The organism is Pseudomonas sp. RG1 (assembly GCF_025910115.1).
Lineage (GTDB): Bacteria > Pseudomonadota > Gammaproteobacteria > Pseudomonadales > Pseudomonadaceae > Aquipseudomonas > Aquipseudomonas atacamensis.
The window spans coordinates 63,716-89,625 of record NZ_JAPCIK010000005.1; the positions used below are offsets into that span (position 1 = coordinate 63,716).

24 protein-coding genes and 3 tRNA genes are annotated in these 25,910 nt (G+C 58.6%); 23 read left to right on the forward strand and 4 right to left on the reverse strand.

The annotated features are described in order from the left end of the window. Positions 1–51 precede the first annotated feature (51 nt). The 6 genes from dnaJ (at position 52) to OK411_RS04805 (ending at position 7,642) form a co-directional block, all read left to right on the forward strand. A complete protein-coding gene (gene dnaJ / locus OK411_RS04780; RefSeq protein ID WP_016771767.1) occupies positions 52–1,176 on the forward strand; it encodes a molecular chaperone DnaJ in 1,125 nt (374 codons plus the stop codon). 9 nt (positions 1,177–1,185) lie between these two features. Then, positions 1,186–1,989 carry a 4-hydroxy-tetrahydrodipicolinate reductase gene (gene dapB / locus OK411_RS04785; RefSeq protein ID WP_016771766.1) on the forward strand — a complete coding sequence of 268 codons (804 nt, stop codon included), beginning with the start codon at positions 1,186–1,188 and terminating at the stop codon, positions 1,987–1,989. Positions 1,990–2,247: 258 nt separating this feature from the next. After that, positions 2,248–3,384 carry a glutamine-hydrolyzing carbamoyl-phosphate synthase small subunit gene (carA, locus tag OK411_RS04790; protein WP_136491926.1) on the forward strand — a complete coding sequence of 379 codons (1,137 nt, stop codon included), beginning with the start codon at positions 2,248–2,250 and terminating at the stop codon, positions 3,382–3,384. Positions 3,385–3,508: 124 nt separating this feature from the next. Then, complete coding sequence (carB, locus tag OK411_RS04795; RefSeq protein ID WP_016771764.1) at positions 3,509–6,730, forward strand: carbamoyl-phosphate synthase large subunit; 3,222 nt, start codon at positions 3,509–3,511, stop codon at positions 6,728–6,730. Positions 6,731–6,732: 2 nt separating this feature from the next. Next, positions 6,733–7,209 (forward strand): transcription elongation factor GreA, encoded by a 477-nt coding sequence (gene greA, locus OK411_RS04800; protein WP_038861135.1) that lies wholly within the window; start codon positions 6,733–6,735, stop codon positions 7,207–7,209. A gap of 28 nt (positions 7,210–7,237) precedes the next feature. Continuing rightward, entirely contained in the window at positions 7,238–7,642 is a 405-nt protein-coding gene (locus tag OK411_RS04805; RefSeq protein WP_264364513.1) for an MFS transporter, read from the forward strand. A 9-nt stretch (positions 7,643–7,651) separates the two neighbouring features. Here OK411_RS04805 and OK411_RS04810 read toward each other — a convergent pair whose 3' ends face one another. Next, positions 7,652–7,960: a YhbY family RNA-binding protein gene (locus tag OK411_RS04810; protein WP_264364514.1), complete on the reverse strand. Its 309-nt coding sequence runs from the start codon at positions 7,958–7,960 to the stop codon at positions 7,652–7,654. A gap of 101 nt (positions 7,961–8,061) precedes the next feature. Here OK411_RS04810 and rlmE point away from each other — a divergent pair, with 101 nt between their 5' ends. From rlmE to OK411_RS04890, 16 genes are all read left to right on the forward strand, one after another. Beyond that, positions 8,062–8,691 (forward strand): 23S rRNA (uridine(2552)-2'-O)-methyltransferase RlmE, encoded by a 630-nt coding sequence (gene rlmE / locus OK411_RS04815; protein ID WP_016771760.1) that lies wholly within the window; start codon positions 8,062–8,064, stop codon positions 8,689–8,691. Positions 8,692–8,893: 202 nt separating this feature from the next. Further along, positions 8,894–10,801: an ATP-dependent zinc metalloprotease FtsH gene (gene ftsH / locus OK411_RS04820; protein ID WP_016771759.1), complete on the forward strand. Its 1,908-nt coding sequence runs from the start codon at positions 8,894–8,896 to the stop codon at positions 10,799–10,801. A gap of 8 nt (positions 10,802–10,809) precedes the next feature. Further along, positions 10,810–11,661, forward strand: a complete 852-nt coding sequence (gene folP, locus OK411_RS04825) for a dihydropteroate synthase (RefSeq protein ID WP_110603492.1) — start codon at positions 10,810–10,812, stop codon at positions 11,659–11,661. Positions 11,662–11,677: 16 nt separating this feature from the next. Further along, positions 11,678–13,015: a phosphoglucosamine mutase gene (glmM, locus tag OK411_RS04830; protein WP_041477931.1), complete on the forward strand. Its 1,338-nt coding sequence runs from the start codon at positions 11,678–11,680 to the stop codon at positions 13,013–13,015. A gap of 65 nt (positions 13,016–13,080) precedes the next feature. Further along, positions 13,081–13,836, forward strand: coding sequence for a triose-phosphate isomerase (tpiA, locus tag OK411_RS04835; RefSeq protein WP_264364515.1), 756 nt, complete (start codon positions 13,081–13,083; stop codon positions 13,834–13,836). 4 nt (positions 13,837–13,840) lie between these two features. Continuing rightward, the gene (secG, locus tag OK411_RS04840; RefSeq protein WP_264364516.1) at positions 13,841–14,224 is read left to right on the forward strand and encodes a preprotein translocase subunit SecG; all 384 of its coding nucleotides are present in this window, start codon (positions 13,841–13,843) and stop codon (positions 14,222–14,224) included. Between the two features lie 22 nt (positions 14,225–14,246). Next, positions 14,247–14,332: transfer RNA gene (locus OK411_RS04845), tRNA-Leu, on the forward strand. Between the two features lie 97 nt (positions 14,333–14,429). Then, a tRNA-Met gene (locus OK411_RS04850) sits at positions 14,430–14,506 on the forward strand. Positions 14,507–14,645: 139 nt separating this feature from the next. Then, the gene (rimP, locus tag OK411_RS04855; protein WP_007973115.1) at positions 14,646–15,104 is read left to right on the forward strand and encodes a ribosome maturation factor RimP; all 459 of its coding nucleotides are present in this window, start codon (positions 14,646–14,648) and stop codon (positions 15,102–15,104) included. Between the two features lie 47 nt (positions 15,105–15,151). Beyond that, positions 15,152–16,633 carry a transcription termination factor NusA gene (gene nusA / locus OK411_RS04860; RefSeq protein WP_024011569.1) on the forward strand — a complete coding sequence of 494 codons (1,482 nt, stop codon included), beginning with the start codon at positions 15,152–15,154 and terminating at the stop codon, positions 16,631–16,633. A 27-nt stretch (positions 16,634–16,660) separates the two neighbouring features. Further along, positions 16,661–19,189: a translation initiation factor IF-2 gene (infB, locus tag OK411_RS04865; protein WP_024011570.1), complete on the forward strand. Its 2,529-nt coding sequence runs from the start codon at positions 16,661–16,663 to the stop codon at positions 19,187–19,189. Between the two features lie 159 nt (positions 19,190–19,348). After that, on the forward strand, positions 19,349–19,750 hold the full coding sequence (gene rbfA / locus OK411_RS04870) for a 30S ribosome-binding factor RbfA (protein WP_016771753.1): 402 nt from the start codon (positions 19,349–19,351) through the stop codon (positions 19,748–19,750). Between the two features lie 4 nt (positions 19,751–19,754). Continuing rightward, positions 19,755–20,672 (forward strand): tRNA pseudouridine(55) synthase TruB, encoded by a 918-nt coding sequence (gene truB, locus OK411_RS04875; protein ID WP_024011571.1) that lies wholly within the window; start codon positions 19,755–19,757, stop codon positions 20,670–20,672. A 143-nt stretch (positions 20,673–20,815) separates the two neighbouring features. Then, positions 20,816–21,085: a 30S ribosomal protein S15 gene (rpsO, locus tag OK411_RS04880; protein ID WP_016771751.1), complete on the forward strand. Its 270-nt coding sequence runs from the start codon at positions 20,816–20,818 to the stop codon at positions 21,083–21,085. 204 nt (positions 21,086–21,289) lie between these two features. After that, positions 21,290–23,395 (forward strand): polyribonucleotide nucleotidyltransferase, encoded by a 2,106-nt coding sequence (pnp, locus tag OK411_RS04885; protein WP_024011572.1) that lies wholly within the window; start codon positions 21,290–21,292, stop codon positions 23,393–23,395. Positions 23,396–23,552: 157 nt separating this feature from the next. After that, a tRNA-Thr gene (locus OK411_RS04890) sits at positions 23,553–23,625 on the forward strand. 19 nt (positions 23,626–23,644) lie between these two features. Here OK411_RS04890 and OK411_RS04895 read toward each other — a convergent pair. Next, positions 23,645–23,986: a type II toxin-antitoxin system HicB family antitoxin gene (locus OK411_RS04895; protein WP_016771749.1), complete on the reverse strand. Its 342-nt coding sequence runs from the start codon at positions 23,984–23,986 to the stop codon at positions 23,645–23,647. Further along, a complete protein-coding gene (locus OK411_RS04900; protein ID WP_217879323.1) occupies positions 23,983–24,234 on the reverse strand; it encodes a type II toxin-antitoxin system HicA family toxin in 252 nt (83 codons plus the stop codon). Before OK411_RS04900 ends, OK411_RS04895 begins: the two co-directional genes overlap by 4 nt. 355 nt (positions 24,235–24,589) lie before the next feature. Between OK411_RS04900 and OK411_RS04905 the strand changes: the two genes are divergently transcribed. After that, on the forward strand, positions 24,590–24,889 hold the full coding sequence (locus OK411_RS04905; protein ID WP_217879324.1) for a DUF6388 family protein: 300 nt from the start codon (positions 24,590–24,592) through the stop codon (positions 24,887–24,889). Positions 24,890–24,937: 48 nt separating this feature from the next. Here OK411_RS04905 and nadC read toward each other — a convergent pair whose 3' ends face one another. Then, complete coding sequence (gene nadC, locus OK411_RS04910; RefSeq protein WP_264364517.1) at positions 24,938–25,786, reverse strand: carboxylating nicotinate-nucleotide diphosphorylase; 849 nt, start codon at positions 25,784–25,786, stop codon at positions 24,938–24,940. Positions 25,787–25,910: the final 124 nt, after the last annotated feature.

Sequence of the window (25,910 nt, forward strand, 5' to 3'; positions counted from 1 at the left end):
GGCGAGGCTCAGGAGGGGTTTGCCGAACGTCCTTAAGAGTGCAAAGAACTTATGGCAAAGCGTGACTATTACGAAGTATTGGGTGTCGAGCGGGGCACGAGCGAAGCGGACCTGAAGAAGGCCTATCGTCGTCTGGCCATGAAGCACCACCCCGACCGTAATCCCGGCGACAAGGCTTCGGAAGAAGCATTCAAAGAGGCCAACGAGGCCTATGAAGTGTTGTCCGACGCCAGCAAACGCGCGGCATATGACCAGTACGGTCATGCCGGCGTCGATCCGAGCATGGGCGGCGGCGGTGCCGGTTTCGGTGGCCAGAACTTCTCGGACATCTTCGGCGATGTCTTCAGTGATTTCTTCGGTGGCGGTCGCGGCGGTGCCCGTGGCGGCGCTCAGCGTGGCAGCGATCTGCGCTACACCCTGGAGCTGAATCTGGAAGAAGCGGTGCGCGGTACGTCGGTGAATATCCGCGTTCCGACACTGGTCAACTGCAAACCGTGCGATGGTTCCGGCGCCAAGAAAGGCTCGTCGCCGACGACGTGCCCGACCTGCGGCGGCATCGGTCAGGTGCGCATGCAGCAGGGCTTTTTCTCGGTGCAGCAGACCTGCCCGCGCTGCCATGGCCAGGGCAAGATCATTTCCGATCCGTGCGACTCCTGCCACGGCGATGGTCGTGTCGAAGAGTACAAAACCCTCTCGGTCAAAGTGCCTGCCGGTGTTGATACTGGCGACCGCATTCGTCTGTCCGGGGAGGGCGAGGCGGGTACCCAGGGCGGGCCGACTGGCGACCTGTACGTTGTGATCAACGTGCGTGAACACGACATCTTCCAGCGTGACGGCAAGCATCTGTTCTGCGAAGTGCCGATCAGCTTCGTCGACGCAGCGCTGGGCGGCGAGCTGGAAATTCCGACCCTCGACGGTCGCGTCAAACTGAAAATCCCTGAAGGCACGCAGACCGGCAAGCAGTTCCGCGTACGCGGCAAAGGCGTTGCGCCAGTGCGTGGCGGCGGTGCCGGTGACCTGATGTGCCGTGTCGCTGTGGAAACGCCGGTCAACCTCAACCGTCGTCAGCGTGAACTGCTGGAAGAATTCCGCAGCTCCCTGGCCGACGACAACAGCCACTCGCCGAAAACCACCGGTTGGTTCGACGGTGTGAAGCGTTTCTTCGGTGATTTGTAAGGAGTCGGCATGCGACGTATTGCAGTGATGGGCGCCGCCGGGCGCATGGGCAAGACCCTGATTGAAGCGGTGCAGCAGACGCCGGGCGCCGGTCTGACGGCGGCGGTCGATCGTCCCGACAGCACGCTGGTCGGCGCGGATGCCGGTGAGCTGGCAGCGCTGGGCCGTATCGGCGTGCCGCTGTCAGGTGATCTGGATCGTGTGGTTGAAGAGTTCGATGTGTTGATCGACTTCACTCACCCGACCGTGACCCTGAAGAATCTCGCGTTCTGCCGCAAACACGGCAAAGCGATGATCATCGGCACCACCGGTTTCAGTGTTGAAGAGAAGCAATTGCTGGCCGAGGCGGGCAAGGACATTCCGATCGTCTTCGCCGCCAACTTCAGCGTCGGCGTCAACCTGTGCCTGAAGTTGCTCGACACCGCTGCGCGCGTGCTGGGCGACGATGTCGATATCGAGATCATGGAAGCCCATCACCGCCACAAGGTCGATGCTCCGTCCGGAACGGCGGTGCGCATGGGGGAAGTGATTGCCGATGCCCTGGGGCGTGATCTGAAGAAGGTCGCGGTCTACGGTCGTGAAGGCCAGACCGGTGCGCGTGAGCGTGAAACCATTGGTTTCGCCACCGTGCGTGCTGGCGATATCGTCGGTGATCACACCGTGCTGTTCGCTGCCGATGGCGAGCGCGTCGAGATCACCCACAAGGCATCGAGCCGCATGACCTTCGCCAAGGGCGCGGTGCGTGCGGCGCTGTGGCTGGACGGTCGCGAGCCGGGCCTGTACGACATGCAAGACGTGCTCGACCTGCGTTGAGTCGTTGCTGAACCCGGCGCAAACGTCCCGTTTTGCGCCGGTTTTTACCGCTTCGCGACGACCTGTCGCATTCTCCGGCCTTTAAGGCTCTTTAGCGGTGGACCAAAAACGCCCTTTTCTGTAAGCTACAGCTTTAGTGTGTCCACTAAAAGCGCGCAGAATAATTTCAGTGAAGAAGCGGGGTGACGTGTCCATACGTCACTCCGCTTTTTTACAACCTGCGATTGCCCTTTCATGCGTTATTTACGGGAGGTCTTCTTGACTAAGCCAGCCATACTCGCCCTTGCTGATGGCAGCATTTTTCGCGGCGAAGCCATTGGAGCCGACGGTCAGACCGTTGGTGAGGTGGTGTTCAACACCGCAATGACCGGCTATCAGGAAATCCTTACCGATCCTTCCTACGCTCAACAGATCGTTACCCTGACTTATCCGCACATCGGCAACACCGGCACCACGCCGGAAGACGCCGAGTCCGACCGCGTCTGGTCCGCTGGCCTGGTCATCCGTGACCTGCCGCTGGTAGCGAGCAACTGGCGTAACACGATGTCCCTGTCCGATTACCTGAAAGCCAACAACGTGGTGGCAATCGCCGGTATCGACACCCGTCGCCTGACCCGCATCCTGCGTGAAAAAGGCGCTCAGAACGGCTGCATCATGGCCGGCGACAACATCTCCGAAGAAGCGGCCATCGCCGCTGCGCAAGGCTTCCCGGGCCTGAAGGGCATGGACCTGGCGAAAGTCGTCAGCACCCAGACCCAATACGAATGGCGCTCGACTGTCTGGGATCTGAAAACCGACAGCCACGCGACCATCGAAGCTTCCGAGCTGCCATATCACGTGGTCGCCTACGACTACGGCGTCAAGGTCAACATCCTGCGCATGCTGGTCGAGCGCGGCTGCCGCGTCACCGTAGTGCCTGCGCAGACTCCAGCCGCCGATGTGCTGGCGCTGAAGCCGGACGGCGTGTTCCTGTCCAACGGCCCTGGTGATCCGGAGCCATGCGACTACGCGATCCAGGCGATCAAGGAAGTGCTGGAAACCGAGACGCCGGTATTCGGCATCTGCCTCGGCCACCAGTTGCTGGCTCTGGCCTCCGGCGCCAAGACCCTGAAAATGGGCCACGGCCACCACGGTGCCAACCACCCGGTGCAGGATCTGGACACCGGCGTGGTGATGATCACCAGCCAGAACCACGGTTTTGCGGTAGACGAAGCCACCCTGCCAGCCAACGTGCGCGCAATCCACAAATCGCTGTTCGACGGCACCCTGCAAGGCATCGAGCGCACCGACAAGAGCGCGTTCAGCTTCCAGGGTCACCCTGAAGCGAGCCCGGGCCCGAACGATGTCGCGCCACTGTTCGACCGCTTCATCAACGAGATGGCCAAGCGACGCTAAGCGTTCGCCTTGAGACTGTAGAGAGAAGCCCGCGAGGGCGGCCCCGGTTCCGGCGGCCCCTTCGGGACTTCAGAAATCGATCAAGACGGCTTGCCGACTGACCTGCGGATTTGAGTGACAAACCATGCCAAAACGTACAGACATTAAAAGCATCCTGATTCTCGGCGCTGGCCCGATCGTGATCGGCCAGGCCTGCGAATTCGACTACTCCGGCGCCCAGGCCTGCAAAGCCCTGCGCGAAGAGGGTTACCGCGTCATCCTGGTGAACTCCAACCCGGCCACCATCATGACCGACCCGGACATGGCCGACGCCACCTATATCGAGCCGATCAAGTGGCAGACCGTGGCCAAGATCATCGAAAAAGAGCGTCCGGACGCCGTACTGCCAACCATGGGCGGCCAGACCGCTCTGAACTGCGCCCTGGACCTGGAGCGCGAAGGCGTTCTGGAGAAGTTCGGCGTAGAGATGATCGGTGCCAATGCCGACACCATCGACAAGGCTGAGGACCGTTCGCGTTTCGACAAGGCGATGAAATCCATCGGCCTGGCGTGCCCGCGTTCCGGCATTGCCCACAGCATGGAAGAGGCCAACGCGGTTCTCGAAACCCTCGGTTTCCCGTGCATCATCCGTCCGTCCTTCACCATGGGCGGCACCGGTGGCGGTATCGCTTACAACCGTGAAGAGTTCGAAGAAATCTGCGCCCGTGGTCTGGACCTGTCGCCGACCAAAGAGCTGCTGATCGACGAATCGCTGATCGGCTGGAAAGAATATGAAATGGAAGTTGTCCGCGACAAAAAGGACAACTGCATCATCGTCTGCTCGATCGAAAACTTCGACCCGATGGGCGTGCACACCGGTGACTCGATCACCGTAGCTCCTGCGCAAACCCTGACCGACAAGGAATACCAGATCCTGCGTAACGCCTCGCTGGCGGTACTGCGCGAGATCGGCGTCGAGACCGGCGGTTCGAACGTGCAGTTCGGTATCTGCCCGAACACTGGCCGCATGGTCGTGATCGAAATGAACCCGCGTGTATCGCGTTCCTCGGCACTGGCTTCGAAAGCCACCGGTTTCCCGATCGCCAAGGTCGCGGCCAAGCTGGCTGTGGGTTACACCCTTGATGAGCTGTCGAACGACATCACCGGCGGCAAGACCCCGGCGTCCTTCGAGCCGTCGATCGACTACGTCGTCACCAAGCTGCCACGCTTCGCCTTCGAGAAATTCGCCAAGGCTGATGCGCGCCTGACCACGCAAATGAAGTCGGTCGGTGAAGTCATGGCCATCGGCCGGACCTTCCAGGAATCCCTGCAGAAAGCTCTGCGCGGTCTGGAAGTCGGCGTTTGCGGTCTGGACGAGAAGCTCGATCTGAGCAACCCGGACAGCATGAGCGTGCTCAAGCGCGAACTGACCGTGCCGGGCGCCGAGCGCATCTGGTACGTGGCTGACGCCTTCCGCGCCGGCCTGTCGGTCGAAGACATCTTCGGCATGAACATGATCGACCCGTGGTTCCTGGTGCAGATCGAAGACCTGATCAAGGACGAAGAGAAGGTCAAGACCCTCGGTCTGTCCTCGATCGACCGCGACCTGATGTTCAAGCTCAAGCGCAAAGGCTTCTCCGATCAGCGTCTGGCCAAGCTGCTGGGCGTTACCGAGAAAAACCTGCGTACGCACCGTCAGAAGCTGGAAGTGTTCCCGGTCTACAAGCGCGTTGACACCTGCGCCGCCGAGTTCGCTACCGACACCGCTTACCTCTACTCGACCTACGAGGAAGAGTGCGAGGCAGCGCCGTCGGGCCGCGACAAGATCATGATTCTGGGCGGCGGTCCGAACCGGATCGGTCAGGGCATCGAGTTCGACTACTGCTGCGTTCACGCTGCTCTCGCCCTGCGCGAAGACGGCTACGAAACCATCATGGTCAACTGCAACCCGGAAACCGTTTCCACCGACTACGACACTTCCGACCGTCTGTACTTCGAGCCGGTAACCCTGGAAGACGTGCTGGAAATCTGCCGCGTCGAGAAGCCGAAAGGCGTGATCGTCCAGTACGGCGGCCAGACTCCGCTGAAACTGGCTCGTGCTCTGGAAGCCGCTGGCGTGCCGATCATCGGCACCAGCCCTGACGCCATCGACCGCGCCGAAGACCGCGAGCGCTTCCAGCAAATGGTCGAGCGCCTGAACCTGCGTCAGCCGCCAAACGCCACTGTGCGTAGCGAAGATGAAGCTGTTCGCGCTGCGGCGAAGATCGGTTATCCGCTGGTGGTGCGCCCGTCCTACGTGTTGGGCGGCCGTGCGATGGAAATCGTTTACAAGGAAGACGAACTCAAGCGCTATCTGCGTGACGCGGTGCAAGTGTCCAACGACAGCCCGGTGCTGCTCGACCACTTCCTCAACTGCGCCATCGAAATGGACGTGGATGCGGTCTGCGACGGCAAAGATGTAGTGATCGGCGCGATCATGCAGCACATCGAACAGGCGGGCGTTCACTCCGGTGACTCCGCGTGCTCGCTGCCGCCGTACTCGCTGCCGGCGCACATCCAGGACGAGATGCGCGAACAGGTCAAGAAAATGGCTCTGGAACTGGGCGTTGTCGGCCTGATGAACGTGCAATTGGCTCTGCAGGGCGAAGATATCTATGTCATCGAAGTCAACCCGCGCGCCTCGCGTACCGTACCGTTCGTTTCCAAGTGCATCGGTGTTTCCCTGGCCATGATCGCCGCGCGCGTGATGGCCGGTAAGACCCTGAAGGAAATCGGCTTCACCAAAGAGATCATCCCGAACTTCTACAGCGTGAAAGAGGCAGTGTTCCCGTTCGCCAAGTTCCCTGGCGTTGACCCGATCCTCGGCCCAGAGATGAAGTCGACCGGTGAAGTGATGGGCGTCGGCGACACCTTCGGTGAAGCATTCGCCAAGGCGCAGATGGGGGCCAGTGAAGTGCTGCCGACCGGCGGTACCGCTTTCATCAGCGTGCGCGATGACGACAAGCCACTGGTTGCAGGCGTGGCCCGTGATCTGATCAACTTGGGCTTCGAAGTGGTCGCCACTGCCGGCACTGCCAAGCTGATCGAAGCCGCAGGCCTGAAAGTGCGCCGCGTGAACAAGGTGACCGAGGGTCGTCCGCACGTGGTCGACATGATCAAGAATGACGAAGTCACGTTGATCATCAACACCACCGAAGGTCGTCAGTCGATCGCCGATTCGTACTCCATTCGTCGCAATGCCCTGCAGCACAAGATTTACTGCACCACCACTATCGCTGCGGGCGAAGCGATCTGCGAAGCGCTGAAGTTCGGTCCGGAAAAGACCGTGCGCCGCTTGCAGGATCTACACGCAGGATTGAAGGCATGAGCATAACCAAGTACCCAATGACTGTTCAGGGCGCTCGCGCCCTGGAAGAGGAGCATGCTCACCTGACCAAGGTCGTCCGTCCGAAGCTCAGCCAGGACATCGGTACGGCCCGCGAGTTGGGTGACTTGAAGGAAAACGCTGAATACCATGCTGCCCGCGAACAGCAAGGCATGGTCGAAGCGCGTATTCGTGACATCGAAGGCCGGATTCAGAATCAGGTCATCATCGATGTCACGACCATTCCTCACACCGGTAAAGTGATTTTCGGTACTACCGTCGAGATCGCCAACGTCGAGACTGATGAAAGCGTCACTTACCACATCGTGGGTGAGGATGAGGCTGACTTCAAACTCGGCAAGATCTCCGTCGGTTCGCCGCTGGCCCGCGCCTTGATTGGCAAGGAAGAGGGTGACGTCGTCGCCGTCAAAACGCCAAGCGGCGTGATCGAGTACGAGATTGTCGAAGTTCGTCACATCTGAAAGAAGGCGCCCGCTGCATGCGGGCGCCATGCTTTGGCAACTGACCCAGATGCTTTGGGTCGGTGGCCTATGGTTGATTCATATCGGTTTGCAGCCGGCGTTGGGCCAGATCGGACTCGCGCCGCTGTTGATCGACGAAGTCGCCAGTGCATTCGAAGTGCTGGTGGTGGGGTTCGCTGCTCTGTGCGTGATCTTTCAGGCTTTGGTGCTGGTACAGGCCGAGGGCCTTGCCAGTCTATGGCGGGATTTTCGCGGGCAGGTGCTGTTGATGGCGTTGTACGCGTGCTCGATGTATGTCGCTGTGCGTGTCGGCTGGCCGGATGCGCAGCGCTGGCAGGTATTCAGTTATCTGGTGCTGGGATTTTCCGGGTTGGTGCTGGTCATGCAGCCGGTGCCGGGATGGAGTGGCAGGGTGCGCGAAGCACACCCTTGACCCTGCACATCACTTGAAGCGATGAACGTTCGACAGCTGCTTGTTGGCGCTGAAGTTCTTGCGGTAGACCAGAGCCATCTTGCCGATCACCTGAACCAGGTCCGCTTTGCCGGCCTTGCACAGTTCGGCGATGTGCGCCAGGCGCGACTCGCGATCGAGGATATTGAGCTTGATCTTGATCAGCTCGTGATCGGCCAAGGCGCGTTCAAGTTCGGCTAAAACACCTTCAGTCAAACCGTTGTCCGCTACCGTCAACACTGGTTTGAGGTGGTGGCCGATGGATTTGTACTGTTTCTTCTGCTCTGGAGTGAGCGGCATAATCTGACCCTTTCGTCTGGATTCTGTAAAATGGCGGCCATTTTACCCGAGGGTTCGTGGATCCGCCCAACTAATCACGACCCTAATCATCGAGGTGCCCAATGGCGCGTTCCAAGACAAGCCTTGGTTGGCTGAAAAGACATGTCAACGATCCTTATGTGAAGCAGGCGCAGAAGGATGGCTACCGCTCGCGTGCAAGTTACAAGCTTCTGGAGATCCAGGAAAAATACAAACTCATCCGTCCGGGCATGAGCGTGGTCGACCTCGGCGCGGCGCCGGGTGGCTGGTCGCAGGTGACCAGTCGGTTGATCGGCGGTCAGGGTCGTCTGATCGCTTCGGACATCCTGGAAATGGACAGCATTCCGGACGTGCATTTTATCCAGGGCGACTTCACGGAGGACTCGGTGCTCGCTGAAATCCTGGAGGCCGTGGGTAATTCGCAGGTGGACCTTGTGATTTCCGATATGGCCCCCAATATGAGTGGTACGCCCGAAGTGGACATGCCCAAGGCCATGTTCCTCTGTGAGCTGGCGCTGGACCTGGCGGAACGGATCCTCAAGCCCGGTGGCAATTTCGTCATCAAGATTTTTCAGGGCGAAGGGTTTGACGTTTATCTGAAGGATGCTCGGAAGAAATTCGACAAGATCCAGATGATCAAGCCAGACTCTTCCCGTGGCAGCTCCCGTGAGCAGTACATGCTGGCTTGGGGTTATCGCGGCGGTGATGCGTAAAACAAGGTTTTTCGGCGGGGCGATAGGTTTTTCATATTTCGCTCTGCAGGCATAAGCGAATATTGTGTAGAAAGTGTTTCACAAAGGGTTACAGACGGCGCCTGCCAGAGTTGTAGGTAATGTAGTAAGTTAGGCCGGTGAATATCATGCGAAGCGCGCGCCAGTAGCGGAGCTTGCTTCAGAGGGTAGTTAATTGAACGATATGGCAAAGAATCTGATCCTGTGGTTGATCATCGCGGCAGTCCTGGTGACGGTGATGAACAACTTCTCCAGCCCTAACGAGCCGCAGACCCTCAACTATTCCGACTTCATCCAGCAGGTCAAGGATGGCAAGGTCGAGCGCGTAGCCGTTGACGGCTATGTGATTACCGGCAAGCGCACCGATGGCGACAGCTTCAAGACCATTCGTCCGGCAATTCAGGACAATGGCCTGATCGGCGATCTGGTCGACAATCATGTTGTGGTTGAAGGCAAGCAGCCTGAACAGCAAAGCATCTGGACTCAGCTCCTGGTGGCCAGCTTCCCGATCCTGGTGATCATCGCGGTGTTCATGTTCTTCATGCGCCAGATGCAGGGCGGCGCCGGTGGCAAGGGCGGGCCGATGAGCTTCGGCAAGAGCAAGGCACGCCTGCTCTCCGAAGATCAGGTGAAAACCACTTTGGCTGACGTTGCCGGTTGCGACGAAGCCAAGGAAGAAGTCGGCGAGCTGGTCGAGTTCCTGCGTGATCCGGGCAAGTTCCAGCGTCTGGGCGGTCGTATCCCGCGCGGCGTACTGATGGTCGGCCCGCCGGGTACCGGTAAAACCTTGCTGGCCAAGGCGATTGCCGGCGAAGCGAAAGTGCCGTTCTTCACCATTTCCGGTTCCGACTTTGTCGAAATGTTCGTCGGTGTCGGCGCCAGCCGCGTCCGCGACATGTTCGAGCAGGCCAAGAAGCACGCCCCTTGCATCATCTTCATCGACGAAATCGATGCCGTGGGTCGCCATCGTGGCGCCGGCATGGGTGGCGGTCACGATGAACGTGAGCAGACTCTCAACCAGTTGCTGGTGGAGATGGACGGCTTCGAAATGAATGACGGCATCATCGTGATTGCTGCGACCAACCGTCCGGACGTACTCGACCCTGCGCTGCTGCGTCCGGGCCGTTTCGACCGTCAGGTGGTCGTCGGCTTGCCGGATATTCGTGGTCGCGAGCAGATTCTGAAAGTGCACATGCGCAAAGTGCCAATGGGCGACGACGTTGCTCCGGCAGTGATCGCACGTGGTACTCCTGGCTTCTCCGGTGCTGACCTGGCCAACCTGGTCAACGAAGCGTCGTTGTTCGCTGCTCGTAGCGGCAAACGCATCGTCGAGATGAAAGAGTTCGAGCTGGCGAAAGACAAGATCATGATGGGCGCCGAGCGCAAATCCATGGTCATGTCCGAGAAAGAAAAGCAGAACACTGCTTACCACGAAGCCGGCCACGCCATCGTTGGTCGCGTCGTGCCTGAGCATGATCCGGTCTACAAGGTGTCGATCATCCCGCGCGGTCGTGCGCTGGGTGTGACCATGTTCTTGCCGGAGGAAGATCGCTACAGCCTGTCCAAGCGTGCGCTGATCAGCCAGATCTGCTCGTTGTACGGTGGCCGTATCGCTGAAGAAATGACCCTGGGCTTCGACGGTGTGACCACCGGTGCGTCCAATGACATCATGCGTGCAAGTCAGATTGCCCGGAACATGGTGACGAAATGGGGCCTGTCGGAAAAACTCGGTCCGCTGATGTATGCCGAAGAAGAGGGCGAAGTGTTCCTCGGTCGCGGCGGTGGCGGCCAGGCTGCCAGCTTCTCCGGTGAGACCGCCAAGCTGATCGATTCCGAAGTGCGCAGCATCATTGATCAGTGCTACGGCACCGCCAAGCAGATCCTCACGGATAACCGTGACAAGCTCGATGCCATGGCTGATGCGCTGATGAAGTACGAAACCATCGATGCCGAGCAGATCGACGACATCATGGCTGGCCGCACACCTCGCGAACCTCGCGACTGGTCGGGTGGCACCGGTACGCCTCCGCCGCCTGTCGTGCAGGACGAGCGTCCGGAAAAACCGATTGGCGGTCCGGCTGCTGACGTTTAAGGCTTGAAATGACTTCTGTACAGTCCCTGACCCGGTTGCCTTGCGGCAACCGGGTTCTTGATTTGGCCCAGACGCATGTCATGGGCATTCTCAATGTCACTCCTGATTCTTTCTCCGATGGTGGTCGCTATAGCCAGCTCGATGCGGCTTTGCGCCACGCCGAAGCGATGGTGTTGGCTGGCGCGACGCTGATCGATGTCGGCGGCGAATCGACCCGGCCAGGCGCGCGAGCGGTCTCTCCTCTGGAGGAACTTGAGCGCGTCGCGCCGATTGTCGAGCTGATCAATCGCGAGCTGGATGTCATCATCTCGGTCGATACTTCCACCCCGGCAGTCATGCGCGAAACCGCCCGGCTCGGTGCCGGACTGATCAATGATGTGCGTTCGTTGCGTCGCGATGGCGCGCTGGATGCGGCGGCGGCGACCGGATTGCCGGTTTGTCTCATGCACATGCTCGGCGAGCCGGGCGATATGCAGGACAATCCGCAGTATCAGGATGTCACCCGCGAGGTCGGTGAGTTTCTCGTCGAACGCATGGATCAATGTGCCCAGGCGGGCATTCCCGCTGAGCGAATCATTCTTGATCCCGGCTTCGGCTTCGCCAAAACCCTGCAGCACAATCTAAGCTTGTTCAAGCACATGGAGGCCCTGCATGCACTGGGTCGACCACTGCTGGTAGGTGTTTCGCGCAAGAGTATGATTGGCCACGCTTTGAATCGTCCCGTGGGCGAGCGTCTGCATGGCGGACTGGCACTGGCGGCGCTGGCGTCAGTTAAAGGCGCACGTATATTGCGGGTCCACGATGTGGCGGAAACCGTCGATGTCGTGCGAATGATCGCGGCCGTAGAATCAGCCGAATAAGAATGATGGAGCACTTATGAGCAAGAAATATTTTGGTACCGACGGCATTCGCGGTCGCGTTGGTGAATACCCGATCACGCCTGACTTCATGCTCAAGCTCGGCTGGGCTGCTGGTATGGCTTTTCGCAAGATGGGTGCCTGCAAGGTGCTGGTCGGCAAGGACACTCGGATCTCCGGTTATATGTTCGAGTCGGCGCTCGAGGCGGGCCTGACCTCGGCGGGTGCCGATGTGATGCTGCTCGGCCCGATGCCGACGCCTGCCATCGCTTATCTGTCGCGTACGTTCCAGGCTGAAGCCGGCATCGTGATCAGTGCTTCGCACAACCCTCATGATGACAACGGCATCAAGTTCTTCTCCGGCAAAGGCACCAAGCTGCCCGATGAATTGGAGCTGATGATCGAAGAGTTGCTCGATACGCCAATGACCGTCGTCGAGTCGAGCAAGATCGGCAAGGTGTCGCGAATCAATGACGCATCGGGTCGCTACATCGAGTTCTGCAAAAGCAGCGTTCCTACTGGCTCCAATTTCGCCGGCCTGAAGATCGTCATCGACTGCGCGCATGGTGCGACTTACAAGGTTGCACCGAGCGTCTTCCGTGAGCTGGGTGCCGAAGTTGTCGTGCTATCTGCCCAGCCGAATGGGTTGAACATCAACGATAACTGCGGTTCCACGCATATGGGGCCGTTGCAGGCCGCCGTTCTGGCTGAGCATGCGGACCTGGGTATCGCCTTCGACGGTGATGGCGATCGGGTATTGATGGTCGACCACACCGGCGCCATTGTTGATGGTGACGACCTGCTGTTTATCATTGCCCGCGATCTGCATGAGCGTGGCAAGTTGCAGGGTGGCGTCGTCGGTACTTTGATGAGCAATCTTGGTCTCGAACTGGCCCTTGCGGATCTGTCGATCCCGTTCGTTCGCGCCAATGTCGGTGACCGCTACGTGATTGCCGAGCTGCAAGAGCGCAACTGGCTCGTAGGCGGGGAAAATTCCGGGCATGTGGTCTGCTTCAACCACACCACCACGGGCGACGCCATCATTGCGGCCTTGCAGGTGTTGATGGCTCTGAAATCCCGCAATGAAGGTCTGGCACAAACGCGCCAGGCGTTGCGCAAGTGCCCTCAGGTGCTGATCAACGTTCGCTTTGGCGGCGGTGAAAGCCCGCTGGAGCATCCGGCTGTCAAGGAAGCCAGTGCCCGTGTAACTCAGGCGATGGCGGGGCGCGGTCGCGTGCTTCTGCGCAAGTCCGGCACAGAGCCTTTGGTGCGCGTCATGGTTGAAGGCGAGGACGAAAACCAGGTTCGCGGCTATGCCGAAGAGCTGGCAAAACTGGTAACCGAAGTTTCTGCCTGATACGGCTTGCAAGCCATGATTGTGTTGGGTAACATCTGCGCCCACTTTGACCGACGAGGTACAGCATGCGTCGCCCTATGGTAGCTGGTAACTGGAAGATGCACGGTACCCGCGCCAGCGCCGCTGAGCTGATCAACGGCCTTCGTCATCTGGCCTTGCCTAGCGGTGTTGATGTCGTGGTGTTCCCGCCTTGCTTGTATATCAATCAAGTGATTGATGGCTTGAAAGGCAAGTCGATTTCGGTCGGCGCGCAGAATTCTGCGGTGGAAGCCATGCAAGGTGCGTTGACTGGTGAGATTGCTCCCAGCCAACTGGTGGATGCAGGTTGTTCCCTGGTGCTTGTCGGGCACTCTGAACGCCGCCAGATTATGGGCGAGCGAGACGGGATGCTGAATCGCAAGTTCGCAGCGGCACAGGCATGTGGCTTGATTCCGGTGTTGTGTGTAGGGGAAACCCTCGAGCAGCGCGAAGCCGGAAAAACTCTTGAAGTTGTCGGGCGTCAGCTGGGCAGCATCATTGAGGAGCTGGGTGTTGGTGCCTTTGCCAAGGCAGTGATTGCATACGAGCCGGTCTGGGCCATTGGTACCGGGCTGACTGCAACGCCGCAACAGGCTCAGGATGTGCATAAAGCCATTCGCGAGCAGTTGGCGGCAGAGAATTCTGAAGTCGCACGAGGTGTGCGGCTTCTATACGGCGGCAGCGTGAAGGCGGCCAATGCGGTCGAACTGTTCGGCATGCCGGATATCGATGGGGGGCTCATTGGTGGAGCTTCCCTGAATGCAGATGAGTTCGGTGCGATCTGTCGCGCCGCGGGAAACTGAAAAAATGCTGGAAACAGTCGTAGTCGTTTTTCATCTGCTGGGTGCATTGGGCGTAGTTGCTCTGGTTTTGCTGCAGCAGGGTAAGGGTGCGGACGCTGGCGCGTCTTTCGGAGCAGGTGCTTCAAATACTGTGTTCGGAAGCCAAGGTTCCTCTACCTTTCTTAGTAAGTTTACTGCTATACTTGCCGCCGGTTTCTTCATAACCAGCTTGGGGTTAGGTTACTTTGCTAAAGAGAAAGCTCACCAGCTGACTCAAGCAGGTCTGCCGGATCCAGCAGTGTTGGAAGTACCTAAGCAACAACCGGCTTCTGATGATGTCCCGGTGCTTCAAGAGCAAAAGTCGGCTGCTCCAGCGACTGACGTGCCTCCAGCTCAAGAGCAGAAGTAAGAAGAGTTTCAAACGTAGTATTGCCGAGGTGGTGGAATTGGTAGACACGCAACCTTGAGGTGGTTGTGCCCATAGGGTGTAGGGGTTCGAGTCCCCTTCTCGGTACCAATTAGTCAGGAGAGCCCGCTGTTGCGGGCTTTCTTGCAGGTGGAAGGTTACATTGACCCTAAAAGGGATCGGTCGTATACTTCCGCCCCAGCTTTGTCGCGGGGTGGAGCAGTCTGGTAGCTCGTCGGGCTCATAACCCGAAGGTCGTCGGTTCAAATCCGGCCCCCGCAACCAGTTTAAGGAGCCCCTTTTAAGGGGCTTTTTGTTAGCTGGATACTTTCAACGCCGCTGTTCGACGGCGTTTCAAGGATGGGCGTTATGCCCATTTTTTTATTTTGCAAAGCATGCACATATCATGCACTAGGGGGTTCAGGTGTCGAGCAAGCTAGAAGAGTTGCAGGCCTTGCTGGCCCCGGTGGTCGTGGCCCTGGGCTATGAATGCTGGGGTATCGAGTTTTCGGCTCAGGGTCGTCACTCGATGTTGCGCGTTTATATCGATAAAGAGGGTGGCGTGCTGGTGGACGATTGCGCCATTGTCAGCCGTCAGATCAGCGGTGTTCTGGATGTTGAAGATCCTATCTCCGTTGAATACACCCTTGAAGTTTCCTCGCCTGGCATGGAGCGCCCGCTGTTCACTCTTGAGCAGTTTGCCAAATTTGCCGGTGAACAAGTGAAGATCAAGCTGCGCTCGCCTTTCGAAGGTCGACGCAATTTTCAGGGCCTTCTGCGCGGTGTAGAAGAGCAGGACGTCGTGGTGCAGGTAGAAGACCACGAGTTCCTGTTGCCGATCGATATGATCGACAAGGCCAACATTATTCCCAGTTTTGACTGAGACGCGGATCCCGCGGATCCAATGGCTTGCGAAAGGCGAGGCGTACGATGAGCAAAGAAGTACTGCTGGTTGTTGAGTCGGTATCCAATGAAAAGGGTGTACCGGCAAGCGTAATTTTTGAAGCGCTGGAGCTGGCTCTGGCCACTGCTACCAAAAAGCGTTTTGAAGACGAAGTGGACCTGCGTGTGGAAATCAACCGCCACACCGGTTCCTACGAAACCTTCCGTCGCTGGACGGTCGTCGAAGAGAATGATCTCGACGATCCGGCCATCGAGACCTGGCCAAGCAAGGTTGCCGAAACGCATCCTGGTGCCAAGGTTGGTGACGTCGTCGAAGAGAAAATCGAATCCATCGAATTCGGCCGCATCGCTGCACAGACTGCCAAGCAGGTCATCGTGCAGAAAGTTCGCGAAGCCGAGCGCGCTCAAGTGGTCGACGCCTATCGCGAGCGCCTGGGAGAAATCATCTCCGGCACCGTGAAAAAAGTTACCCGCGACAACGTGATCGTCGATCTGGGCAACAATGCTGAAGCGTTGCTGGCCCGTGAAGACATCATTTCTCGCGAAACCTTCCGTGTCGGCGTGCGTCTGCGTGCGCTGCTCAAGGAAATCCGCACCGAGAACCGCGGCCCGCAGCTGATCCTGTCGCGTACCGCGCCGGAAATGCTGATCGAGCTGTTCCGTATCGAAGTGCCGGAAATCGCCGAAGGCCTCATCGAGGTCATGGCCGCCTCCCGTGATCCGGGTTCGCGAGCCAAGATCGCCGTCCGCTCCAAGGACAAGCGCATCGACCCACAAGGTGCCTGCATCGGTATGCGCGGTTCGCGCGTCCAGGCGGTATCGGGTGAGTTGGGCGGTGAGCGTGTTGATATCGTGCTGTGGGACGACAACCCGGCCCAGTTCGTCATCAACGCCATGTCCCCGGCCGAGGTTGCGGCAATTATCGTTGACGAAGATGCCCATGCCATGGACATCGCCGTTGGCGCAGACAATCTGGCTCAGGCCATCGGTCGCGGTGGTCAGAACGTGCGTCTGGCCAGCCAGTTGACTGGCTGGACCCTGAACGTGATGACCGAATCGGACATCCAGGCTAAGCAGCAAGCAGAAACCGGCGACATCCTGCGCAACTTCATCGACGAGCTGGAAGTCGACGAAGAACTGGCTCAGGTGCTGGTAGATGAAGGCTTCACCAGCCTGGAAGAGATTGCCTACGTACCGGTGGAGGAGATGCTCAACATCGACGGCTTTGACGAGGACATCGTCAACGAGCTTCGTGCTCGCGCCAAGGATCGCTTGTTGACCAAAGCCATCGCTACTGAGGAAAAGCTGGCAGACGCCCATCCGGCCGAAGACCTGCTCTCGCTTGAGGGTATGGACAAGGATTTGGCGATGGAACTGGCGGTGCGCGGCGTAATTACCCGCGAAGACCTGGCCGAGCAGTCTATTGACGACCTGCTCGACATCGACGGCATTGACGATGATCGTGCCGGCAAGTTGATCATGGCCGCCCGAGCCCACTGGTTCGAGTAATTAGGCGCGGCCTGAGGAGAGAAGTGCATGACGCAAGTCACGGTGAAACAACTGGCCGATGAGGTCAAAACACCGGTAGAGCGCCTGTTGCAGCAGATGCGTGAGGCAGGTCTGCCGCACACCGCCGCCGACGAAAATGTGACTGACAGTGAGAAGCAATCCCTGCTGACTCACTTGAAGAGCAGTCACAAGGCGAAAGTGGAAGAACCACGCAAGATCACGCTGCAGCGTAAAACCACCAGCACCCTGCGTGTGGCTGGTAGCAAGAGCATCAGCGTTGAAGTTCGCAAGAAGAAAGTTTTCGTACAGCGCAGCCCGGAAGAAATCGAAGCCGAGCGCAAGCGTGAACTGGATGAGCGTCGCGCAGTAGAAAATGCTGCCCGTCAGAAGGCTGAAGAAGAAGCCAAGCAACGCGCCGAAGAAGAAGCGCGTCGCCAGCCTGCTGCTGCGCAAACCGCTGCCAGCGACGCCGTTGCGGCGCCGGCTGCCGCTGCCGAACCCGTTCGCGAAAGCGCACCGGTGGCTGCTGCTCCTGCTCCATCGGCTGACGTTCGCAACAAGCAGAACGAACAGCGCCGTCCGGACAAGCCACGTGCCGACGACAACAATCGTCGCAGCGGTGGTGGTGATGGCGAGCGCAAAAACGCTCCGCATCGCGCATCGGTCAAAGAAAAAGCTCCGGCGCCACGTGTGGCGCCACGCACTACCGACGAAGAAAGCGATGGCTTCCGTCGTGGTGGTCGCGGCAAGGCCAAGCTGAAGAAGCGCAACGCCCACGGTTTCCAGAGCCCGACCGGCCCTGTCGTGCGTGATGTGCAGATCGGCGAGACCATCACGGTTGGCGATCTGGCCAATCAGATGTCGGTCAAAGCGGCTGAAATCATCAAGTTCATGTTCAAACTGGGTACCCCAGCGACCATCAACCAGGTGCTTGATCAGGAAACTGCTCAACTGGTAGCCGAAGAACTGGGCCACAAAGTGACCCTGGTCAGCGACACCGCTCTGGAAGATTCCCTGGCCGAGTCCCTGAAGTTTGAAGGTGAGTCGTTCTCCCGTGCACCAGTCGTGACCGTAATGGGCCACGTTGACCACGGTAAGACTTCCCTGCTCGACTACATCCGTCGTGCCAAGGTAGCTGCTGGCGAAGCCGGCGGTATCACTCAGCACATCGGTGCATACCACGTTGAGACTGATCGCGGCATGGTCACTTTCCTCGACACCCCGGGTCATGCTGCGTTTACCGCAATGCGTGCCCGTGGTGCCAAGGCGACCGACATCGTGATCCTCGTGGTTGCAGCGGACGACGGTGTGATGCCGCAAACCATCGAAGCGGTTCAGCATGCTCAGGCAGCTGGCGTGCCGCTGGTGGTAGCAGTGAACAAGATCGACAAGCCGGGCGCCGATCTCGATCGCATCCGCAGCGAACTGTCGGTTCACGGCGTGACTTCCGAAGACTGGGGTGGCGACACGCCATTCGTTCCGGTTTCGGCGAAGATGGGTACTGGCGTGGACGAGCTGCTTGAAGCCGTTCTGCTGCAGGCCGAAGTTCTCGAACTGAAAGCTACTCCGTCGGCTCCTGGCCGTGGTGTGGTGGTTGAATCGCGTCTCGACAAGGGTCGTGGCCCGGTGGCAACCGTGCTGGTTCAGGACGGTACGCTGCGTCAAGGCGACATGGTCCTGGTCGGTTCGAACTACGGCCGTGTACGTGCCATGCTCGACGAGAACGGCAAGCCAATCAAGGAAGCCGGTCCATCCATCCCTGTCGAGATCCTCGGCCTGGACGGTACCCCGGACGCTGGCGACGAGATGAGCGTGGTTGCCGACGAGAAGAAAGCCCGTGAAGTGGCTCTGTTTCGTCAAGGCAAGTTCCGCGAAGTCAAACTGGCTCGCGCTCACGCCGGCAAGCTGGAAAACATCTTCGAAAACATGGGTCAGGCCGAGAAGAAGACGCTCAACATCGTCCTCAAATCCGACGTCCGTGGTTCGCTGGAAGCGTTGAACGGTGCCTTGAATGGCCTGGGCAACGACGAAGTACAAGTGCGCGTCGTGGGTGGCGGTGTCGGTGGTATCACCGAATCCGACGCCAACCTGGCACTGGCTTCCAACGCTGTACTGTTCGGCTTCAACGTGCGTGCCGATGCCGGCGCTCGCAAGATCGTCGAGCAGGAAGGTCTGGATATGCGTTACTACAACGTGATCTACGACATCATCGAAGACGTCAAGAAAGCCCTGACCGGCATGCTCGGCAGCGATGTTCGCGAGAACATCCTGGGTGTGGCCGAAGTGCGTGACGTGTTCCGTTCGCCGAAGTTTGGCGCGATCGCCGGTTGCATGGTGATCGAAGGTGTCGTGCACCGTAACCGTCCGATCCGTGTACTGCGTGAAGACATCGTTATCTTCGAAGGCGAGCTGGAATCCCTGCGCCGCTTCAAGGATGACGCTTCCGAAGTACGTGCCGGCATGGAATGCGGTATCGGCGTGAAGAGCTACAACGACGTCAAAGTCGGCGACAAGATCGAAGTCTTCGAGAAGGTTCAGGTTGCTCGCAGCCTCTGACTCGCGTACTTCAAGGGCCACGATGGGCCGTAGCATGCAAATGCACGGCACAGCGTCCGGACTCTAAACGCAACGCCCGGTCTGGCTTTTGTCAGGCCGGGCGTTTGCCGCTTTCAGACCTTGCGGGTTTCACCGCTGGGCAGTAACAGGTAACAAATCATGGCAAAAGAATACAGCCGTACCCAACGTATCGGCGATCAGATGCAGCGCGAGCTGGCGCAACTGATCCGTCGCGAAGTCAAAGACCCGCGCGTCGGCCTGGTCACCATCACCGCTGTGGAAGTGTCCCGTGACGTCGGTCACGCGAAGATTTTCATCACCGTAATGGGTCAGGACAACGCTGAAGACATCGCGCAAAGCATCAAGGTGCTCAACGCCGCCGCAGGCTTCCTGCGCATGCAGTTGGCCCGCGAAATGAAGCTGCGCAGCGTGCCGCAATTGCACTTCCACTACGACGAATCCGTCGTGCGTGGCGCGCACCTGTCGGCATTGATCGAGCGCGCCGTGGCTGAAGACAATCAGCACGTTGCCGCTCCAGCACCTGAAGACACCAAGGAGTAATTCGGTGGCTCAGGTCAAACGTATCCGTCGTAACGTCAGCGGCATCATCCTGCTCGACAAGCCATTGGGGTTCACCTCCAACGCTGCCTTGCAGAAGGTGCGCTGGCTGCTCAATGCCGAGAAGGCCGGGCACACCGGCAGCCTCGACCCGTTGGCCACCGGCGTGTTGCCGCTGTGCTTCGGCGAGGCGACCAAGTTCTCGCAATACCTGCTCGATTCCGACAAGGGCTACGAGACTCTGGCGCAACTGGGCAAGACCACCACCACGGCCGATGCCGAAGGTGAGGTTTTGCAGGAGCGTCCGGTGACCGTTGGTCGCGCCGATGTCGAAGCGGTTCTGCCGAAATTTCGTGGGCAAATCAGTCAGATACCGCCGATGTACTCGGCACTCAAGCGTGATGGCCAGCCGCTGTACAAACTGGCACGTGCAGGCGAAGTAGTGGAGCGCGAACCGCGTTCTGTTACTATTGCGCGCTTGGAATTGCTGGCCTTCGAAGGCGATACTGCGCGGCTTGCGGTGGACTGCAGCAAGGGCACCTATATTCGGACCCTGGTGGAGGATATCGGTGAGCAACTCGGTTGTGGTGCGTACGTCGCAGAATTGCGTCGGACCCAGGCCGGGCCTTTCACCCTGGCGCAGACTGTTACTCTCGAAGAGCTGGAAGCGGTACATGCCGAAGGCGGCAACGAAGCGGTCGATCGCTTCCTGATGCCATCGGACAGCGGCCTGCAGGATTGGCCGTTGCTGCACTTTTCCGAAGCGAGCGCGTTCTACTGGCTCAACGGCCAGCCGGTACGTGCCCCGGATGCGCCGAAGTTCGGCATGGTGCGGGTACAGGATCACAATGGTCGTTTCATCGGTATCGGTGAAGTGAGCGAAGACGGGCGCATCGCGCCGCGTCGCTTGATTCGGTCAGAATGACCGGAACCGGTCTGCGTTAAGCGGGCCGGCGAGTGTGGCTGTTAACAGGCATGGTCACTACTCATTTATAGATACAGGGATTTGTCCCTGGCCTGTTGAAGCTGTTTCCCTGAAACAGTTTCCTGATAAGGAAGGATTGCCTCATGGCTCTCGACGTTCAAGAAAAAGCTCAAATCGTTGCTGACTACCAGCAAGCTGTTGGTGACACTGGTTCGCCAGAAGTGCAGGTTGCACTGCTGACCGCCAACATCAACAAACTGCAAGGTCACTTCAAGGCCAACGGTAAAGATCACCACTCCCGTCGTGGTCTGATCCGCATGGTTAACCAGCGTCGCAAGCTGCTGGACTACCTGAAAGGCAAGGACGTAAGCCGGTACGCCGCGCTGATCGCTCGCCTGGGTCTGCGTCGCTAATCAGCGATTGCGCTATGAGGTTGGTGGTCTGTCGGGCGTCAGCGGTTTTCCGCTGGCGCCTTGCAGGCTCCCAGCCTCAAGTTTTATCTGCAGCATGGCTTTACCTGTAGTACCCGGACAATTGCCATCGGGCCGATTCCCGAGATTGCCCAAGAATTCGCAAGAAACCGTTTCCCCCAAGAGCCACAAAGAAGGTAGGACACCGTGAACCCGGTAATCAAAAAATTCCAGTTCGGTCAATCGACCGTTACCCTCGAGACAGGCCGTATCGCCCGTCAGGCCTCCGGCGCAGTATTGGTCACCGTTGACGACGACGTCAGCGTGTTGGTGACTGTTGTCGGTGCAAAGCAAGCCGATCCGGGCAAGGGCTTCTTCCCTCTGTCCGTTCATTACCAGGAAAAGACTTACGCTGCCGGTAAGATCCCTGGCGGTTTCTTCAAGCGTGAAGGCCGTCCTTCCGAGAAAGAAACCCTGACTTCCCGACTGATCGACCGTCCGATCCGTCCGCTGTTCCCAGAAGGCTTCATGAACGAAGTGCAGGTTGTCTGCACCGTCGTTTCCACCAGCAAGAAGACCGATCCGGACATCGCTGCGATGATCGGTACCTCGGCTGCCCTGGCCATCTCCGGCATTCCATTCGACGGCCCGATCGGCGCCGCTCGCGTGGCTTTCCACGAAAGCACCGGCTACCTGCTGAACCCGACCTACGAACAGCAGGCCGCTTCGAGCCTGGACATGGTCGTTGCCGGTACTTCCGACGCCGTGCTGATGGTTGAATCGGAAGCCAAAGAGCTGACCGAAGACCAGATGCTGGGCGCGGTACTGTTCGCTCACGACGAATTCCAGGTTGTGATCAACGCTGTTAAAGAACTGGCTGCCGAAGCCGCCAAGCCAACCTGGAACTGGGCTCCTGCGCCAGAAGCCACCGAACTGCTGGGCGCTATCCGTGCCGAGTTCGGCGAAGCGATCTCCCAGGCTTACACCATCACCATCAAGGCCGACCGTTACGCTCGCCTGGGTGAGCTGAAGGACCAGGTGGTTGCCAAGCTGTCCGGTGAAGAAGGCCAGCCAAGCGCTGCTGAAGTCAAAGCAGCCTTCGGTGAAATCGAATACCGCACCGTTCGCGAAAACATCGTTAACGGCAAGCCACGTATCGACGGTCGCGACACCAAGACTGTACGTCCGCTGAACATCGAAGTCGGCGTTCTGCCGAAGACTCACGGTTCGGCACTGTTCACCCGTGGCGAAACCCAGGCGCTGGTTGTGGCAACACTGGGCACCGCCCGTGACGCGCAACTGCTGGACACCCTGGAAGGCGAAAAGAAAGACCCGTTCATGCTGCACTACAACTTCCCGCCGTTCTCGGTAGGCGAGTGTGGTCGCATGGGTGGCGCCGGTCGTCGCGAAATCGGTCACGGCCGTCTGGCCCGTCGTTCGGTTTCGGCCATGCTGCCAGCCGCTGACGTGTTCCCGTACACCATCCGCGTGGTGTCGGAAATCACCGAATCCAACGGTTCGAGCTCGATGGCTTCCGTGTGCGGCGCTTCCCTGGCACTGATGGACGCTGGTGTACCGATGAAGGCACCGGTGGCCGGTATCGCCATGGGTCTGGTTAAAGAAGGCGAGAAGTTCGCCGTTCTGACCGACATCCTCGGCGACGAAGATCACCTGGGCGACATGGACTTCAAGGTAGCCGGTACCGCCAAAGGCGTGACTGCGCTGCAGATGGACATCAAGATCAAGGGTATCACCGAAGAGATCATGGAAATCGCTCTGGGCCAAGCCCTTGAAGCGCGCCTGAACATCCTCGGCCAGATGAACCAGATCATTGGCCAGTCGCGTACCGAACTGTCGGCCAACGCTCCGACCATGATCGCGATGAAGATCGACACCGACAAAATCCGTGACGTTATCGGTAAAGGTGGCGCGACCATCCGTGCGATCTGCGAAGAAACCAAGGCTTCGATCGACATCGAAGACGACGGCTCGATCAAGATCTTCGGCGAAACCAAGGATGCCGCAGAAGCTGCTCGTCAGCGCGTTCTGAGCATCACTGCAGAAGCCGAGATCGGCAAGATCTACGTCGGCAAGGTTGAGCGCATCGTCGACTTCGGCGCATTCGTAAACATCCTGCCGGGCAAGGACGGTCTGGTGCACATCTCGATGCTGAGCGACGCTCGCGTTGAGAAAGTGACCGACATCCTGAAGGAAGGCCAGGAAGTGGAAGTGCTGGTACTGGACGTGGACAACCGCGGCCGTATCAAGCTGTCCATCAAAGACGTGGCAGCTGCCAAGGCTTCGGGCGTTTAATCACCCCAACGCTTTAGCGCAATGAAGATGCCCCCGCCGTGCAAACGGCGGGGGCATTTTTTTATCTGAAATAAAGAAATTGTAGTTCTCAAAAGAAAACCATCAGGCAGCCCACAAATTTGCCGCAGCTCGAGACCGGTGCTAGGTTTAGCCCACCGCCCGTGTAGCTCAGCCGGTAGAGCAGCGCACTCGTAACGCGAAGGTCGCAGGTTCGATTCCTGTCTCGGGCAAAAATTTTCGCCTTCGGTTTTATGCGTGGTGTTGGAGGTATTCGTTCAGTGCTTGACGTGTCAGATCATTCAACGACACATTTTGACGGGTTGCCGCCAGAGCCGCTGCTAAATGCAGATCGTGACCGATGCGAACATTGAACGATCCTTTGCATGGGATTTCAGGCTTCTGCCCGAGCTGCTCACAGGTTTGTAAATAGTCATCTACCGCCTCGCGAAAGGCTGCTTCCAGTTCAGCCACCGTTTGTCCTTCATAATTAACCAGCGCCCTGATGAAAAGGAGTTTTCCGAACAGGCACTTATCTTCCGTGCTCGCCTCGATAGAGCCAACATAGCCTTTGTAGTGCAGTTGGGAACTCATGGAATCAGGCCTCCTGTTTTCAGTTGCTCGATAATCTGGCGTCTTGCGTATGTTTTGATTTCATTTCCGGGATGTGGCTTGTGCAGGTTGATCAATGCGTTCGGATCCCCATTGTCGAATTTGATCCTGCTACCGGATCCTTCCAGTTGGGAGTAACCAAGACGACCTAACAGAGTGACAAGCTCGGACCAAGTGAATGCGCTGTGCCCGTTGATTAGCTTGGCGAGAAGTTTTTCAGTCTTTGACATGCTGGCCTATGATTGCAACTGAATATAGTTGCCTGTTTTTGGGCGGTCAATGTGAAGGTTTCGTTCGCCTCGACCATCAAAGGCGATGGCGAGGATTTATACGCAGTGAATTTCGCGCATGGAAACAGGAAACTGTAACCAAGCGCATACCACCCTTCATTTCATTCCCCCGGTTGCACTGGCTTGCGTCTCTGTTAGGATTCCTTCGTACCAGACAAGCAAGCACCGTTGTTTTCAGATGATCCACGAATGGTCCTGAAGGCCAGGAAAACCCGAATTTCCAATGGCTTCCTGCGTCAGAGAGATCCTTGATGATCCAGATCCATCCTCCATTCCTAAGATCAGCGAGAACCCCATGACTGAATTGACCCAAGAGCAACGCCACGAACAAGCGCTGGAAAAATACCTTCTGGATGTGCCGGACCTGAAGGAAGAGATCAAGGACCTGAGTCCCGATGATCAGAAAGACCAGATCCAGTGGGCCTTCGAAGACGAAGCCGAAGCGCAGGGCTTGCAGCCGTGGGAGCTGACCCTCAAGTACACGAGCACGCCGGAGGAGTTCGAGGCGCAGCGCCTCGTGCTGCACAAGGAAGCGGCGGACGTATTGGGTGTCGAGTGGGAAGAGTACTGCGAGATGAACAATCTGGTGGTCTGAACAAAAACGCCAGCCTCAACAGGCTGGCGTTTTTTCTTGCGCGAATGCTCAGAGGCTCAAGCGCATCGACAGATCCACCGCTTTGACATCCTTGGTCATCGCACCAATCGAAATGTAATCCACGCCCGTTTCGGCGATCGGCAGCAGCGTGCTTTCGTTGATGCCGCCGCTGGCTTCCAGTTTCGCTTTGCCGGCGGTCAGGCGTACCGCTTCGCGCATGTCGTCCAGGCTCAGTTCGTCGAGCATGATGATGTCGGCGCCGGCTTCCAGCGCCTGCTTCAGCTCTTCAAGACTTTCCACTTCGATCTCCACCGGTTTGCCCGGGCCGATCTTGTGTGCGGCGGCCACGGCTTCGGCGATGCCACCGCTGGCGGCGATGTGGTTTTCCTTGATCAGGAAGGCGTCGTAGAGACCGATGCGATGGTTGTGGCAGCCGCCGCAGGTTACGGCGTATTTCTGTGCCAAACGCAGGCCGGGCAGGGTTTTGCGGGTGTCGAGCAACTTGACCTGCGTCTCGCCGACGAAGTCTGCCAGGTACTGCGCGCGCGTCGCCACGCCAGACAGCAACTGCAGGAAGTTCAATGCGCTGCGTTCACCGGTCAGCAGTGAGCGAGCCGGGCCTTCGAGGTGAAACAGCGGCTGATTGGCTTTGACCCGCTGGCCGTCGACCACTTGCCAATGCACCGCCACGCGCGGATCGAGCTGGCGAAACACCGCATCGACCCACGCGGTGCCGCAGATGACGGCGTCGTCACGGGTGATGATGGTGGCTTTGGCCAGGCGTTCGGCCGGGATCAGTTGCGCGGTGATGTCGCCGCTGCCGACGTCTTCGAGCAACGCACGGCGCACGTTGTTTTCGATTTCGGCGGTCAGATCGGCGAGACGTAGATTCGGCATAACGGACTCCACAAACAAAGTGGTTCGATTATAGGGGCAGGGCGTGAGCCAACCCAAGGCGAGAACGTGCGTGCCTGGCGCATCTGGTCGATTTTCCTGCGCTGAGTGCGAGGTGTATGGCGTA